Here is a 14745-nt window from a genome sequence, read left to right on the forward strand (position 1 = left end):
TGACACTCAGACGCGTCCCCCCCTAAGCCAGGGATAATCAACTCATTTGAGTACATCTAAACTTTTCAGTTTGTCATAAAGCCATTAATGACCAATAGGCTATTAGCTATTTTTTGGTTTGCACACTTTTTGGTTGAGCAAACTGCATCGTTACAGATGCACTTTATTTTTCTCTATAAAACAGTATTTTTCCCACACTACCGTCAGGCGATCTATATTTGAAGATCTTGTTATAATTTGATGGGACACGGGGACACAACAAGTTCGTTATTGCTTAAATACAACAGCACCCACGAAAAACATGGGTGTTTCCGTAATAAAAAGCATTAAGGTAAGATACCACCATGCCTGTTATCACACTGTCTAACCGGGCCTACCCGGTCGATAAAAACCAGAACCTGCTGGACTCCTTACTGGCAAAGGGTGAAAAAATACCTTTCTCCTGTCGTTCAGGTATCTGTCATGCCTGCATGATGAAAGCTGACACAGGTCATCTCAGCGAGCGGAGCCAGGCTGGGCTGAGCAGTGAAAAAGTTCATGAGGGGTATTTTCTTGCCTGCCAGTGTCTGCCTGAAAATGATATGACTGTCTCCCTGCCCAGCAGGAGCCACACCCAGGCCATCATTACCGGAAAACAGTTCTTATGCCCTACCGTTGTGGCTCTGACTCTCGCCCCCAGGCATCCGATGAACTATTTTCCCGGCCAGCATGTCTGTATTGATACAGAGCTGCGGCTTAAGAAAGAGTGCTATCTGGCCTCAGTGCCATCAATGGATCAAACGATGGTCATCCAGGTCCAGCGCAAGGTGGCAGATCCTTTCAGCACATGGGCGCACGACTTTGCCGAAACAGGACAGAAAATCAGCATCAGCAGCCCCTGCGGAATCAATCTATGTGGAAGCCTGCTGGATATCCCTGACCAGATACTGATCGCTCAGGAAGTGGCACTGGCCCCCATACTGGCTTATGTCCGTGAAGCTTTGCACAATACCGGGTCCTCATCACAACTTAGAATTCATCTGATCCACGAGGCGTATAGCAGCAACGATCACTTCGGTATAGCGCTATTGGAAGCACTTTCACAAATGGATCAGTTCAGTTATGCCCTGACAACCGGAAGACAGGATTATGGGCAATGGCTGGACTCGGCTTTACCAGAAGCTTCATCGATTAGAGTTATTTGTGCCGGTGAGGCATCATTCTGTAAACCTATTGAGGAATCTTGCTCACAGCGCCCAGGTATCAACTACACGGCCTTGAACAGTGAATTTTTCTGATCCACTTTTCTCTTCGCAACCCTCGCGTCTTCCTGTTAATCTAAAATCATATATCTGATCGTCCAAGCATGATTTAAAAGGTGGAAATGGAAGTATGACTATGCAAGATCGTGTCAGTGACAAACTGACCACTGCCCTGGAGCTTGAACACTTTGAAATATTCAATGAAAGCCATATGCACAATGTGCCGCCGGGCTCTGAATCTCATTTTAAAGTGGTTTTGGTTAGCCAGTCGTTTGAGGAGCAGATGCCGGTTAAACGCCATCAGCTGATTTACAAAATTCTGTCTGATGAGATGCAAGGGGGCATTCATGCTCTGGCCCTTCATACTTATACCCCCGGTGAGTGGTACGAGCGTAAGGGCCTGGCTCCTGTCAGTCCGGATTGCAAAGGCGGCAGCAAGCACTGAACTCTCTCAAACGGCCACAGCCAGAGCAGGCCGCTAAAAGTAAGTTTTGCCACCTTCATGGATGAGAGGCATTTCACAATTGGTAATGGAGAGCCCCAGGACGTGTGCGGCGGTGTTCAGTTCGAGTTGGATGGCCAGACCATCAAAACCTTTTTCCCAAATCCCAAAGCCCGTTTGCCGGTATTGAGTCGGCAGGGCCAGCAGATTCTGGTTCCCTGGGGACGCCGTGAGGGTCAGCCTGGTCAAACACCACAAGGAGGTTGGGCAAGACTGGAATCCATTAAAAAGGGTATTTGGAATCGGTTTAGCCCCAAACCCGTCAAAATAAGTGTCGATGCCTTTATGGAAAAAGATGAAGCAGGCGAAAGTCATTGGTTTCTCCTGGAAAACCAACAGTTTATACAAGGGCTGATCGCTACTGATGGCCCTTTTACCCGGCTTTATGTCGTAACAGAAGAGAACGAACAAAGTTGCCACAAGAGTCACCGTTGGCCCAGAGTAATGGATGCACCGGAACCCCTCAGAACCGCATCAGGGGGACTTTTTTAGCAGCAGCTCGCACCACCCTCCTTTCTTGTCTCGATTATTGGCATCAGTTCAGCTCATCACTGCGTTATACACTGTAGTGCAATGATTATCTCGGTAAATCATACTTTTCAGCAGACAAACATTGATAGACACTCTACCTCAGTTAAAGCAAATACCTTAATCAAACGACGACACAAACCATGACAGCTTATAAAAAAACTCGCCGACTTTTTGCCCTGCCCTTTATGCTGGTCAGCGCCTTGTTTCTAACAGCCTGTTCAACGCAGCAAAAAATTGATACTGAAGAACAACCCTTCAGCGGCTATCTGGAAAACTATGAAAGACTGACTGCTTTTGATGACGATACTGCCATGCGCTGGGTCAGTGGTGATCTGAAAAAGTATAAAAAGGTCTATGTTGAACCCGTTAATCTGTTCCCGAATTACAATGCAACCAATGATGCCCAGCGGGAAGTAGCTACTAAAGTCGCTGACTACCTGAACAATGGTTTCAGAGAAGGTCTGAAGCAGCGTGGGATGCTGGCAGAAAAGCCGGGACCGGGCGTCCTGGTCATTCAGCCTGCCATTACCGGCATTGTGTCAGAAATGCAGGACCTCAGACCCAGACAATTCGTTCTCCCCGTCGCCGTTGCCAGAACACTGATCAAAACAGCCACCGACCGACTGGATTACATAGTAGCCCTCTATTTGGAAGTACAACTGAGAGACGGCGAAACGGGCAAGCTCGAGGGTGAAGTGCTGCGTAAAGGAATCAATAAGCAATCGGATAATGATGAAGTCACCAAGGAAGATGTTAAAGCGGTTCTGGATGACTGGTTGGAATTCTACAACCGTGGTCTGGACAAGCTAACCAACAAAGAGCAGTAAAATCCACCAACATGGCTGCCTGTCAGAAACATCAGGCAGCCAGCCCTTTATTCCCCTTAACGATTCAGGACACCGAGGTGTGCAGCCCACACTCCCGGTTACCAATCACTTTGGTAGGGTCGTAATAATCTTCTTCAATAGGAAGGTCGTTCATGACCAGATACTCTTCAACATCCAGCTCTGACCAGTTCAACAGAGGGGCCACCCGGTAATAACCATCTTTGGTTTCACTGACGACCTCTAGCCCCTGACGAAAAGCGGTCTGGTCTTTCCTGATGGCCGTTAACCAATAGTCCGGAGAGAAGCTCTGCATGGCCCGTCCAAAAGGCTCCAGTTTGACCTGACGGGTAAATTCGTCATGAGCAGGCGTATCCACCTCCGGCACACCGCCCATAATGGCATCGCGGTAAGCACGACTGTACTCTGGATGATAAATCTGAATGTTCAACTCCAGCTTCTGGATTAAACCCCGGGCGAAGCGGTACGTAGCATGCGTCCCGTAGCCTGAATCAATCCAGATAACCGGCAAATCAGGTTGAATTCGGGTAGCCATATGCAGAATGGCAGCCTCATGGGGACCAAAGTTGGTGGTAACCAGCGGCTTAACGGCCTTTTGCAGAGCCCAGCGGATTATCTCTTGTGGCGAGCGCTCGGCAAGCTCACGGTTTATGGTCTCCAGATCCATTGACTTCCCCCGAAATGTTTCTTCTTTAACACTTATGTCTTGATTCAGTCGAACTATAGGTGATGAAGTTCCCGGGAAGCAATGCATCGTCTAGAACATATCTTTCTTTGCAAATAGTGAGTTGGACTAATGCCCCAGGTCAGAATTAAGAGAATTGCAAAAGAATGATAAAAATCAGATCTTCCGTACCACATGAAGACCATGCCTGACAGGTAAGAGAACATTATCCAGATCCTCTCTGGAAGACAGATAACGGTTAAGCTCTGCAATCACCTCGTCCCGCTCATCCTGAGGATTCAAAACACCACCTTTCCAGAGGGCATCGTCAATGACAATAAGCCCCCCCTGCTTGAGCATGGGGAGTATAAGCTCCAGGTATTCAAAGTACTTTTTCTTGTCGGCATCAATGAAAACAAAGTCGAGCTCGCCCTCAATGCTAGGGATGGTTTCCAACGCTTTGCCAAACAGTACTTTCAACTTATGAGAATGAAGTGATCGATCAAAGAACTCCTCTGCAATAGCAATGGCTCGCGGGTTGGTCTCACAACAATAAATTTCCCCATCCTCTGGCAGTGCTTCTGCCATGGATAAAGCCGCGTAGCCGGTGAACATGCCAATTTCCAACACTCTTTTGCTATTGCTCAGGGCCACCAGCAGTTTCAAGGTTTGTCCCACCATTCTTCCTGACATGTTTCCCGGGTAGCGGGTCCGGTCCTCCGTCGCCTGGGCCAGCTCTTTCAGAAGTGACGATTCACCGCCGGTAATGTCATGGCAATATTGTTCAATATCGGGATTTACAATGACCGTCATGGCCCTTCCTTCACTGCATTAACGGGCTGATTCTATCAGCAGCCTGCTGAGTAAAAAATGCCTTTTAACCATGCCCGGTTGATAAACTCATGGTAGGATTTGAAGTAGCTTCCCGAACCCTCTGAACAAGTCAGACAGGAACAAGGGGCTCAATCAAAAAAATAAAAAAAATCCATCACTCACCCAACCCCTCCAAGGCAGTAGACTGTGACAGAAAAACCCATTATAGAAATAGAATATTGTAGCCAGTGTCAGTGGCTGCTTCGCTCTGCCTGGCTAGCTCAGGAACTGCTCAGTACGTTCAGTACTGACCTCGGGGAGGTGAGACTGAAGCCCGGAACAGGTGGTATCTTTATCATCACCCTGAACGGTGAACAGATCTGGGAGAGAAAACAGGACGGCGGCTTTCCTCAGCCCAAGCAGATCAAACAGAAAGTTCGTGACCTGATAGATCCGGAACGGAATCTCGGCCACAACGACCGTTGATTTATGTTACTCCGATCAAAGTGAGGCTCTGACGATCAACCAGAGCCTTTTTCAAATATTTACGACATTTAAATCCAGTCTGACGCCGGCTTTTTGCGGAATCGGATCATTGGCAGGAACAGCCCCAGCAGAATCCCTATGATTATCGTACCACCCCCATAGAGGTACCAACGCATAGTGCTGCTGCGAATCAGCTGGTTATTTTCAGCCTCAACCACCTCAATCCGGTTTTTCAGCTGCAAATTTTCTTCCATCAATTGTTTGTTCCGTCGATCCAGTGCCTGAGGGTCGGCGGTGGCTTCTCTCAGGGCAATAAACTGAGAGGTTTTGTCATCCAGCAATCCTGCAGTTTCCTGAAGAGAACCTTTTACACTTTTCAGCTCATTCTCAGTGGCAGATAGCTCAGACTTCAGAGCCGTATTTTCTTTGCTCAGCCGCGAAACGTTTGCCAGCACTTTTGGCAAACGCTCTCTGGCAGGCTGCTCGGCCACCAGGTACTGACGGGGGATATAACCTTCTGATCCATCGGCCATTCTGACCTTGCTGAAACCTTCTCCGGCGTCAGCTTCGAGAACAGTCATTTTCAGCCCTGTTTTCAGGCCCCGGTGCAAAATCCGGTATTGATTACCAGGCCCTGACCGCATTGGCACATAAACGACATCCGTAACATAACGTGTTTCAGCCTGTACTGGTTCAGCCTGAACCATTGAACCCAGCATTACTAAACCGGTGAGTGATAAAAACAGTTTGGGTAAGGTTTGTTTCACGTTTTCTCTCTTAACCAGGCTGCCCTGTTATCAGAATTATTCGAACAGGGCAGCATCCTGCAAAACTTAATTATAAAAATGACAGACTTCCGGAAGGAAAATCAGGGCAGTACTCGCTTGAATGGCTTCACACTTACAGAATGATAAACACCGGCGGCCACGTAGGGATCATCATCAGCCCAGGATTGTGCGGCTTCGAGGCTGTCAAATTCAGCAATAACAATACTGCCACTGAATCCGGCTTCGCCCGGATCGTTACTGTCGATAGCAGGACAGGGGCCTGCCAGGATCAGACGCCCCTGAGACTTCAATACCTCAAGCCTTTCCAGGTGAGCAGGTCTGGCTGTCTTGCGCAGAGACAGACTATTGTCAACATCTTCACTGATGACTGCGTAAAGCATTTATTTTTCCTCAGCCTGTATATGTCTCGAGATGACCAGAAACTGCAAGACAACAAAGACAAAAGTAAGAATCAGGCTACCGAACACCTTAAAGTCAACCCAGAACTCGTGGAAGGTGAAAGCCACATAAAGGTTAGCGGCACCCAGCAGTGCAAAGAATACAACCCAGCTCAGATTCATACGAATCCAGATCTCATCCGGCAGGCTGATGGCATGCTCCATCATTCTCTGAACCAGGCTTTTCTGGCCAACAAACTGACTGCCCAGAAAGGCGGCAGCAAAGATCCAGTTTACAATCGGCGCTTTCCATTTCAGGAAGTTTTCGTCCTGAAAGGCCAGGGTCATGCCACCGAATAAAACCACGGCCATAAGCGTAATCACCTGGCTCTTTTCAAGGGTTTTGTTCTTGATAAAGCTGCCACCATAAACAATGACAGAGGCAATGATCAGGAAGAAAGTGCCACTGATAGCACCTCCGACCTCAAGGGAATATCCGGCTACATCCACCATTCTGGGGTCCATCTTGTAGACCGTAAAAAAGATAATAAGTGGAATAAAATCAATCAGTTGCTTCATATTAAACCAGTCGGGTTACCTTGTGATTTACTTCGATATTTCGCTCAGGGTTTCTCACTAACCAAGTTCAGAGCTCGTTAAATCATCCTGTAGTTTACTATGGAACGGCTGCATTGCCATGTCTGGTCGACTCCACCCTGCCAACTTTTTAAAAGCCTTTACAGTTCCATTGGTGGTAGAGTGTACAGACAGTTACTACTTATTTGTATCGCAATGACCCTGAATGTCGACCTCCATTGTCACACCACCGCATCCGATGGTTCCATGGGACCACTGGAAGTTTATGAACGAGCACGTGATAAAGGTGTCGATATACTGGCTATTACGGACCATGATTCGGTGGCTGCACACCAGTTTCTCTCCAATAAAACACTCTCTGGCCCCAGGCTGATCACCGGGACGGAATTATCAACCACCTGGTCTGCCATGGAAATCCATATTGTCGGCCTTAACTTTTCCCTGTCGAACCCGGATCTTGAACGAATCATCCATCACCAGTGCTCCGCCAGAAAGCAACGATCTCTGATGATCGCCAGCCGTCTGATGAAACAACTGAAACTGAAGATCAGCGCTGACACTTTGATGAATGAAGTCATTGATCTGGCATTGAACCGGCAGAAACAATCGCCTGACGGCTTTGTTTTATCCAGAGAAAATATCCAGACAGGCCGACCTCATTTCGCCCAATGGCTGATTGAAAAAGGCTACGTCAAAGAGATGCAAGCAGCTTTTGACAGGCATCTGTCGCACCAGAAAATAGGCAACTTGAAGGCCTTCTGGCCTCCCATGGGTCAGGCCGTAGCCTGGATCAGAGCCCTGAATGGTACGGCTGTGTTAGCTCACCCCGGAAAATACAAAATGACCCGCACCAAGCTCAGAGCTCTGGTCAAAGACTTCAAACTGGCTGGCGGCCATGCCCTGGAAGTCAGTGGCTGCCAACAACCTCCCGGACAGCGGGAAGCACTGGCAAGCCTTTGCCAGGACTTTGAACTCAGAGCCTCAAGAGCCAGTGACTTTCATACCCCCGCCAAACCTTGGGTAGAACTGGGCAGAGCGCCAGAACTTCCCAAGGGTGCTCTGCCCGTCTGGGAGAACTGGTAGATAATTTACTAATGCCTGAGTGCCAGAAAACACTGATTCTCACGCTCCCTTGCTCAATTAACCATCCCTCCATAGTTCGGTAACTTTTGCTAAGTGACCGGAACTTCTGGTCACCACATGGCGACTATCGTTGCTAAAGCTGGCCGATAAGATCTTTTCAGAATGGGAAACGGTGGCTTTTCGTTGCCATGATCCGTCAGCCTTCCGACCAATGATTTGAGCTCTGCGATCAAAACTGGCAGTCAGCAAATGATCGCCATCGGCATTGAAGGTGGCTGATCTGATCGAATTTTTATGATGAATGGTCGTTTCTTTCCACCATGATCCATCGGTCCTCTTACCAGTGATTTGCACCTTATCATCTCTACCAACGGTCGCCACACGGCTACTATCTGGGCTAAAGACGGCTGAGATAACACTTTTTTCGTGGGAAATGATCGCTTTTATTTTCCATGTTCCATCGTCTTCCCGGCCATAGATTCTTGCCTTATGATCATCACCAGCTGTCACCAGATAGCGGCCATCCGGGCTTAAGCTGGCAGAGTTGACAGAGTTATCATGGACAATGACGATTTCTGTTTTCCATGATTTATCCGCCTGCAGACCATGGATTTTCACCGTATTATCGTTACCGACACTGACCACATGGCGTCCATCAGTACTAAAGGTGGCTGAACTGATCGAATCATTATGGTTAATGAACATTTTTGGCTCCCATGATCCATCGTCCGCTCGCCCATAGATTTTTGCCGTATGATCCTCACCAACGGTCAGTACATGGCAACTGTCGGGACTGAAGGTGGCTGAGTTGACAACATCGTCATGAGCAATGATGGCTTCTTCTACCCATGATTTGTCATCCTTCTGGCCATAGATTCTCGCAGTATGATCCATACTGGCGGTGACTAGATGGCAGCCATTGGGGCTGAAGCTGGCCGAGTTGACACCATCACCATGGGTAATGACGAATTCTTCTACCCATAATTCATCATCCTTCTGGCCATAGATTTTCGCCGTATGATCCATGCTGGCAGTTAATACATAGCTGCCATCAGGGCTGAAGCTGGCTGAGTTGACAACATCATCATGAACAATGATGGCTTCTTGCGCCCATGATTGGTCGGCCTTCACACCGTGGATTTTCGCCGTTCCATCGTCACTGGCGGTGATCATATGGCGGCCATCAGGGCCAAGGCTGGCTGAGTTGATCCAGGATTTGTGAGCAACACTGGATACTGTCACTGGAAGCATTGTTTTTCCTAAAACATTGACAGCCTCTGATACACTTGTTTCCTGGCTGTTATACCTGCAAAGCTGGATATAATGAATTAAGGTTTCATAACTTACTTCTGCTTTAAGTGTTTCCTTTATACTCCGATCGTAAATCGCCCTATTTGCAACAGCTAAAGAATTGCAATCACCAAACTCATTCAACAGTTTTTCAAATTCGTTCAGCTTTTCGCCCAGGCCATTAAATTCTTCCGGGCACGAAGGGCAGTTTTCAACCCGGCCGTCTGCCAGACTGGTTTTCAGCCACTCATTAAAGCACCTCAGGTGAAAAAGATGATCACAGGGGGTTTGCAATAACCTCGACCATTTAATGGGATCAGTACAAATTGAGCACTCCCTATCATTAACTTTCACACGTTCCACATTAAATGCATTATCGCGAAAGGCACTGACATCCATGTAAATATCTTGTTTTTTTTCGGGTACTATTGTGGTAGATCTTCCTGCACTGACACAAGAAGACCCTCCTTTCATTCGAGTTCGCTTAGGTTCTGGTAAGAGTGAACCTGCAATACTGTTACTGTTTCTTGTTACATCCATGTTTTATTTCTCCAAAGTCACCAACTACTATCGATTGTCAAAAGAATCAACATTTCACCATGTGACTTAGAACCTGCATAGTAATAAAAGTTCAAATTTTCTTAACTGCAATTAACATTTTCTTAACTCATTCACACATTCCACAGGCTACTGCAAAAGTAAAACATCGGAAAAGTCAGTCTGCCGTCAGAACTTGGCCCTGGTAGCCGAGTGCTCCATTTTCGGGGAAAATCCATATATTTGAGTGACTAAGGGCTGAATAATCTTTATTGGCCTGCCGGGCAACGCTTCATTAGTGGCCGGAGCTCGTCGAACCCGTATCGATACTGAACAAGGTCAGCCATCCCCTGGACAGTGGCGGGTACACGACCGAAGACTATCTTTTGCAACCGCTGGAGGGCAGGTGGTTGTGCGGATGAACGGTTCGGTGTTTTTCGGTAAGCTAGCGCCTGGTTATAATGCAATAGGTTAACCATGAGCACACCGTCAACGCCCCTTAAAAAAACGGCCAACTATTATTATGGGCTGGGTATTTTTGTTGCTTTTTTCCTGGCCGTGATACAGATTGTTTCGGCACTCAGTGAAGACACGTGCAGGCCATCTGTTCAGAATACCCCAACGCGCAACTCAATTTCATGGCGCTGGTCAAGAATTACCGGAACCTGTATGTCCGTGTGAGTTCTATCCCTGGGTTATGTGGCACTCTCGGAAACACACTACGGCAAAATTGAACTACCAAGGTTTAGGAATGTCTAATTTCTGTATTTAAAAAGGAGTCTTCCTATGATTCATGGAATGATAGATTCAGCAAGCGTTCAGAATAAGCCTAAGATTAGTATTTCTCCTACTTTAAAAGAAGCTTCAGCTTTTATGGGCTTCAAGGTTAAAGTGATATGTAATTGCTCAGACCTCCCATATTTACCAATGTATTTTTCTTCTCTAAAAGAAATTACTCCCATTGACCCAATAGAAGAGATGAAAGAAGAATTCGAAAAACTTTCTAACAAAAGGCTTTCTGATAGGGCATGCAATTTGGTCATTATTGAGTTATTAGATTCTCAAACATCTAATCTTATAGCTTTTATATCTATGCAAGATAACAAAAAATCTTTGTTTGTGAAAATGCTGGCTACTCAGGATGAATATAAAGGTCGTGGAGCTGGTCAATTTCTTATGCGCTGCGCCATTGATGTTGCAATTAAAAGAAATATTACAACTGTTAAACTTAACCCTGAGGGCAGTGCGAGACAGTTTTATATCAAAAAAATTGGAATGATTGAAACTAATAATTCTGAATTAGAGTATTCTCATCCAAGATATAACGATATCAAAACACACTTCAGCCCAGTACTCTCAAAATTCAAGCTTATACAAACCGAGGAAAAAGGCTATTTTCATGTTTCTTCTTTTTAATCCCACAAAAGCCACATATGTCGGTACTTATGAAAAAGTAAGAAAGAGTAACATATGTGTTATGAACTATTTCTAATATTTTCTGCCATAATAATTAGTTCAGGAAGAGGTTACCTAGCATGGATGCTCAATATTTTACTAATACTTTATCAACCAGGCAATATCCCTCAGAAAACGAAGAAATCTCAAAGCTGACTTCTGAGCAGTTAAAACTAAAAGAGGTAGAGACACCCACTTGTTTCAACCCAAGAGTTATTAATGTTTTAGAAGATTGCAATATTTAATATCAATTCCGCCATAGCTAGCTACTGATTGAACCCTCAACTGATGAAGACCATTTATTCACTGAATTTAAAATCACATCTGATAGAGAAATTAAAAAAATAATCCCTCTTCACTGTTTACTGCCCTTCAAATATTCAGGAAGCAATAGAATGACCCCCACTCTATTGAAAAGCCACCGGCTTGATGAAAACATTATTGACGGTGTCATTGTCGACTCTTTACCCATTGCCCGCTTGTCAGTATCAGCAAATGAATACGAACACACTTGTATGCATGTAGCCATGTTTCAAACTGCATTGACATCACTTTCAAAGCCCGGGCAACCAAGATTTTTAACGACAACATGTGTTAATGATTGTCATACTGAAGTCTTCTGGGATCAAAAAACGCAAACGGCCATAATGACTCATTTTTTGCAAAACGATATGTGCAAGCCCTCTTTTGACTTCATGCTTGCGAAAATAACCCAGTTCGCACCCGTTAAAGATAGACAGACATTTATTGTTGGTGGCATTGTTGAACGGATGAGAGACACTGGCAATTTTTTGATTTTGCTGAAAAATATCTTGCTGAAAAAAGCATTCCTGTTAAACAAACTTTTCCGGGCAATAAAAAAAGACATACCAATTTAATATTTGATAGCAAGGAAGGCGTTATTTACGAGTTGCAACTATTAAACAAAGGGCGTCACCAGTTTCGCATCACTGACCGCAGAAAAGATTCTGCATACTCTTTTAAAAACACCGATTTTGATAAAAAGCTCATTAATACTGAAAGTACTTATTACTACTCTTCTGAAAACAAAAATCATTTTATACCCATAAATCTATACTTTTCTTCCTCATAACCCTTGCGCAGCTTACTGAGGATCGTGAAACCTTATCACTAAACCAAAGCCCTTAGTATCGTCCCGAATTGAACGCAAACGTTGCACCGGCTTGCTTCGGTGGTATGATGCGCACTCCAATTTTACTGCAAGAGAATGGCAACCTGTCGACATCCCTTTGAACACAGTATCCAAAAGACGGTTCAATAGGTGCAGGTTCCATGTATACAACAGCCATGAGTCAGTTTTTCCAGATCCACCCCGAGACGCCACAGCTTCGTCTGATTCGCCAGGCCGCAGAAATTCTGAGGGCTGGAGGGGTGATTGCCTACCCTACTGACTCAGCCTATGCCCTGGGCTGCCTGATCGGTGACAAGAAAGCGGTTGAGCGCATTCGCCAGATTCGTCGATTGGACGAAAAGCATAACTTCACACTGGTGTGCAGAGATCTCTCTGAACTGGCCACCTACGCTCAGGTCGACAATGTTCAATACCGTCTACTGAAACACCATACACCCGGCCCTTACACTTTCATTCTCAAAGGCACCCGTGAAGTGCCTCGCCGCCTGATGCATCCCAAGAGAAAAACCCTGGGTTTACGAGTACCAGAGTGCAGTATTGTAAGCGCCCTGCTCAATGAACTGGACGCGCCCTTAATGAGCAGTACTCTGCAGTTGCCAGGTGACAATGAACCCATGCTGGACCCATACGACATTCGTGAAACACTTGAAAACCAGCTGGACCTGGTCATTGATGGAGGTTATCGAGGTATGGAACCAACCACCGTGATCAGTTTGCTGGCAGAAACGCCTGAAGTCCTACGCAAAGGTAAAGGCAATCCGGAACCGTTTCTCAACTGAATCCGATCCAATGCACTAATCTGTTGCTAGGAGCCTGACCGAGAATAGCGCCCGTAGCGAGGACGGCAGAAAATTGAGGATGAAAATTCGGTTTTGTGAGGAGAATAGCGAGCTATTTGACGAACAAAAGCGGATTTTCAGACCAATTTGCTGCCGCCGCAGTAGGGCAGTCTATTCTCGGTCAGGCTCCTAGAGAAATCCGACTTCATGACAGATTTTTTTTACTGTGAAACATTTTTCATCTTCGGGGGCGACAAAAATTTGTTTCAGTCACCATGGCTGATTTATTCACTGCTGGCAAAAACACGCTTTTACCGTCGTGCAAACTGTCGTACCCTGTTCACTCAGGATTCTAACGGGAGAGCCTCTTGAGCGCTGTAGACTCACAGTCGCGTGTTCTATCTGGCATGCGACCTACTGGCCGATTACATCTTGGCCATTATCATGGGGTATTAAAAAACTGGCTTCGGCTGCAACATGAGTATGAATGTTTTTTCTTCGTAGCTGACTGGCACGCGCTGACCACTCACTATGAAGAGCCGGAAAAACTCGAAGATTCAGTCTGGGACATGGTCATTGACTGGCTGGCGACTGGCATCAATCCCGGTTCGGCCACCCTGTTCATACAATCCAGAGTTCCGGAGCATGCAGAACTGAATCTGCTGCTCTCCATGATTACCCCGCTCTCTTGGCTGGAAAGAGTGCCCAGCTACAAGGATCAGCAGGAAAAACTGAAGGAAAGGGATCTCTCTACCTTCGGCTTTCTTGGCTATCCACTCCTGCAAAGCGCCGATATCCTTGCCTACCGTGCAGGTCTGGTTCCTGTCGGTGCTGACCAGGAAGCCCACGTGGAGATTACCCGGGAAATCGCCAGACGCTTTAACCACCTTTATGGTCGGGAGCCCGGCTTTGAGGATAATGCCGAGGCCGCTATCGGCAAAATGGGCAGAAAAACTGCCAACCTCTACCGCAAGCTCCGTCGCGCCTACCTTGAACACGGGGATGACGAAGCTCTTGCCACGGCCAAGGCGCTGCTCAAAGAACAGAGCAATATCACCCTGGGCGACCAGGAAAGACTGTTTGGCTATCTGGAAGGGACAGGTAAGGTTATCTTGCCGGAACCTCAGGCTTTGCTGACTGAACAGCCCCGCATGCCGGGTCTGGATGGTCAGAAAATGTCCAAGTCCTGCGGCAATACCATCGGCCTCAGGGAAGACCAGGACAGTATTGCGTCAAAACTGAAAAAGATGCCTACAGACCCGGCTCGCATTCGCAGGAATGATCCGGGCGAGCCGGAAAAATGTCCGGTCTGGCAACTGCATCAGGTCTATTCAGATCAACAACGCAGAGACTGGGTTCAGGAAGGCTGTCGCTCAGCAGGTATCGGCTGCCTTGACTGCAAAAAGCCCCTGATCGAAGCGGTACAGGCTGAACTGGAGCCCATTCGTTCAGAAGCCAGGGAACTGGAAAACAATCCCGATGTCGTAAAAAGTATCATCGCCGAAGGGACCGAAAAGACCCGGGACGAAGCCCAGGACACCCTCAGGGAGGTTCGGGAAGCCATTGGACTGGACTATCGTTGAACACTGTGTTTCAGTGAAGTA

At 46.7% G+C, this 14745-nt stretch carries 16 protein-coding genes; 10 read left to right on the forward strand and 6 right to left on the reverse strand.

The window, feature by feature from the left end; translation table 11 throughout:
* Window positions 1-344: 344 nt before the first annotated feature.
* The 4 genes from ACOJUN_RS23760 to ACOJUN_RS23775 all read left to right on the forward strand — a co-directional run bounded on the left by ACOJUN_RS23760 (window position 345) and on the right by ACOJUN_RS23775 (window position 3101).
* Window positions 345-1277, forward strand: coding sequence for a 2Fe-2S iron-sulfur cluster-binding protein (locus ACOJUN_RS23760; protein ID WP_422134316.1), 933 nt, complete (start codon window positions 345-347; stop codon window positions 1275-1277).
* A gap of 94 nt (window positions 1278-1371) precedes the next feature.
* Window positions 1372-1686: a BolA family protein gene (locus tag ACOJUN_RS23765; RefSeq protein ID WP_422134317.1), complete on the forward strand. Its 315-nt coding sequence runs from the start codon at window positions 1372-1374 to the stop codon at window positions 1684-1686.
* Window positions 1687-1743: 57 nt separating this feature from the next.
* Complete coding sequence (locus tag ACOJUN_RS23770; RefSeq protein ID WP_422134318.1) at window positions 1744-2235, forward strand: hypothetical protein; 492 nt, start codon at window positions 1744-1746, stop codon at window positions 2233-2235.
* 179 nt (window positions 2236-2414) lie between these two features.
* Window positions 2415-3101: a DUF3313 domain-containing protein gene (locus tag ACOJUN_RS23775; protein ID WP_422134319.1), complete on the forward strand. Its 687-nt coding sequence runs from the start codon at window positions 2415-2417 to the stop codon at window positions 3099-3101.
* Window positions 3102-3165: 64 nt separating this feature from the next.
* Here the strand turns inward: ACOJUN_RS23775 and ACOJUN_RS23780 are convergent, their stop codons facing one another.
* Together ACOJUN_RS23780 and ACOJUN_RS23785 are read right to left on the reverse strand one after the other, a co-directional pair.
* Window positions 3166-3786 (reverse strand): phosphoadenosine phosphosulfate reductase family protein, encoded by a 621-nt coding sequence (locus ACOJUN_RS23780; protein ID WP_422134320.1) that lies wholly within the window; start codon window positions 3784-3786, stop codon window positions 3166-3168.
* Between the two features lie 174 nt (window positions 3787-3960).
* Complete coding sequence (locus tag ACOJUN_RS23785; RefSeq protein WP_422134321.1) at window positions 3961-4596, reverse strand: O-methyltransferase; 636 nt, start codon at window positions 4594-4596, stop codon at window positions 3961-3963.
* Window positions 4597-4803: 207 nt separating this feature from the next.
* Between ACOJUN_RS23785 and ACOJUN_RS23790 the strand changes: the two genes are divergently transcribed.
* Window positions 4804-5082 carry a SelT/SelW/SelH family protein gene (locus ACOJUN_RS23790; RefSeq protein ID WP_422134322.1) on the forward strand — a complete coding sequence of 93 codons (279 nt, stop codon included), beginning with the start codon at window positions 4804-4806 and terminating at the stop codon, window positions 5080-5082.
* Window positions 5083-5150: 68 nt separating this feature from the next.
* On the opposite strand, the gene ACOJUN_RS23795 is transcribed toward ACOJUN_RS23790, so the two are convergent.
* The 3 genes from ACOJUN_RS23795 to ispZ form a co-directional block, all read right to left on the reverse strand.
* The gene (locus ACOJUN_RS23795; protein ID WP_422134323.1) at window positions 5151-5849 is read right to left on the reverse strand and encodes a TIGR04211 family SH3 domain-containing protein; all 699 of its coding nucleotides are present in this window, start codon (window positions 5847-5849) and stop codon (window positions 5151-5153) included.
* A 101-nt stretch (window positions 5850-5950) separates the two neighbouring features.
* Window positions 5951-6250 carry a YciI family protein gene (locus ACOJUN_RS23800; RefSeq protein WP_422134324.1) on the reverse strand — a complete coding sequence of 100 codons (300 nt, stop codon included), beginning with the start codon at window positions 6248-6250 and terminating at the stop codon, window positions 5951-5953.
* Complete coding sequence (gene ispZ / locus ACOJUN_RS23805) at window positions 6251-6826, reverse strand: septation protein IspZ (RefSeq protein ID WP_422134325.1); 576 nt, start codon at window positions 6824-6826, stop codon at window positions 6251-6253.
* Between the two features lie 180 nt (window positions 6827-7006).
* Between ispZ and ACOJUN_RS23810 the strand changes: the two genes are divergently transcribed.
* A complete protein-coding gene (locus tag ACOJUN_RS23810; protein ID WP_422134326.1) occupies window positions 7007-7927 on the forward strand; it encodes a PHP domain-containing protein in 921 nt (306 codons plus the stop codon).
* A gap of 57 nt (window positions 7928-7984) precedes the next feature.
* On the opposite strand, the gene ACOJUN_RS23815 is transcribed toward ACOJUN_RS23810, so the two are convergent.
* Window positions 7985-9757, reverse strand: a complete 1773-nt coding sequence (locus ACOJUN_RS23815) for an RING finger domain-containing protein (RefSeq protein ID WP_422134327.1) — start codon at window positions 9755-9757, stop codon at window positions 7985-7987.
* 783 nt (window positions 9758-10540) lie between these two features.
* Between ACOJUN_RS23815 and ACOJUN_RS23820 the strand changes: the two genes are divergently transcribed.
* The 4 genes from ACOJUN_RS23820 to ACOJUN_RS23835 all read left to right on the forward strand — a co-directional run bounded on the left by ACOJUN_RS23820 (window position 10541) and on the right by ACOJUN_RS23835 (window position 14724).
* Window positions 10541-11170, forward strand: coding sequence for a GNAT family N-acetyltransferase (locus ACOJUN_RS23820; protein ID WP_422134328.1), 630 nt, complete (start codon window positions 10541-10543; stop codon window positions 11168-11170).
* A gap of 434 nt (window positions 11171-11604) precedes the next feature.
* Window positions 11605-12087, forward strand: coding sequence for a hypothetical protein (locus ACOJUN_RS23825; RefSeq protein WP_422134329.1), 483 nt, complete (start codon window positions 11605-11607; stop codon window positions 12085-12087).
* A 430-nt stretch (window positions 12088-12517) separates the two neighbouring features.
* Entirely contained in the window at window positions 12518-13141 is a 624-nt protein-coding gene (locus tag ACOJUN_RS23830; RefSeq protein WP_422137123.1) for an L-threonylcarbamoyladenylate synthase, read from the forward strand.
* A 368-nt stretch (window positions 13142-13509) separates the two neighbouring features.
* Window positions 13510-14724 carry a tryptophan--tRNA ligase gene (locus tag ACOJUN_RS23835; protein WP_422134330.1) on the forward strand — a complete coding sequence of 405 codons (1215 nt, stop codon included), beginning with the start codon at window positions 13510-13512 and terminating at the stop codon, window positions 14722-14724.
* The last annotated feature ends 21 nt before the right edge of the window (window positions 14725-14745 follow it).

Source organism: Endozoicomonas sp. ALD040 (assembly GCF_049275945.1).
Lineage (GTDB): Bacteria > Pseudomonadota > Gammaproteobacteria > Pseudomonadales > Endozoicomonadaceae > Endozoicomonas_A.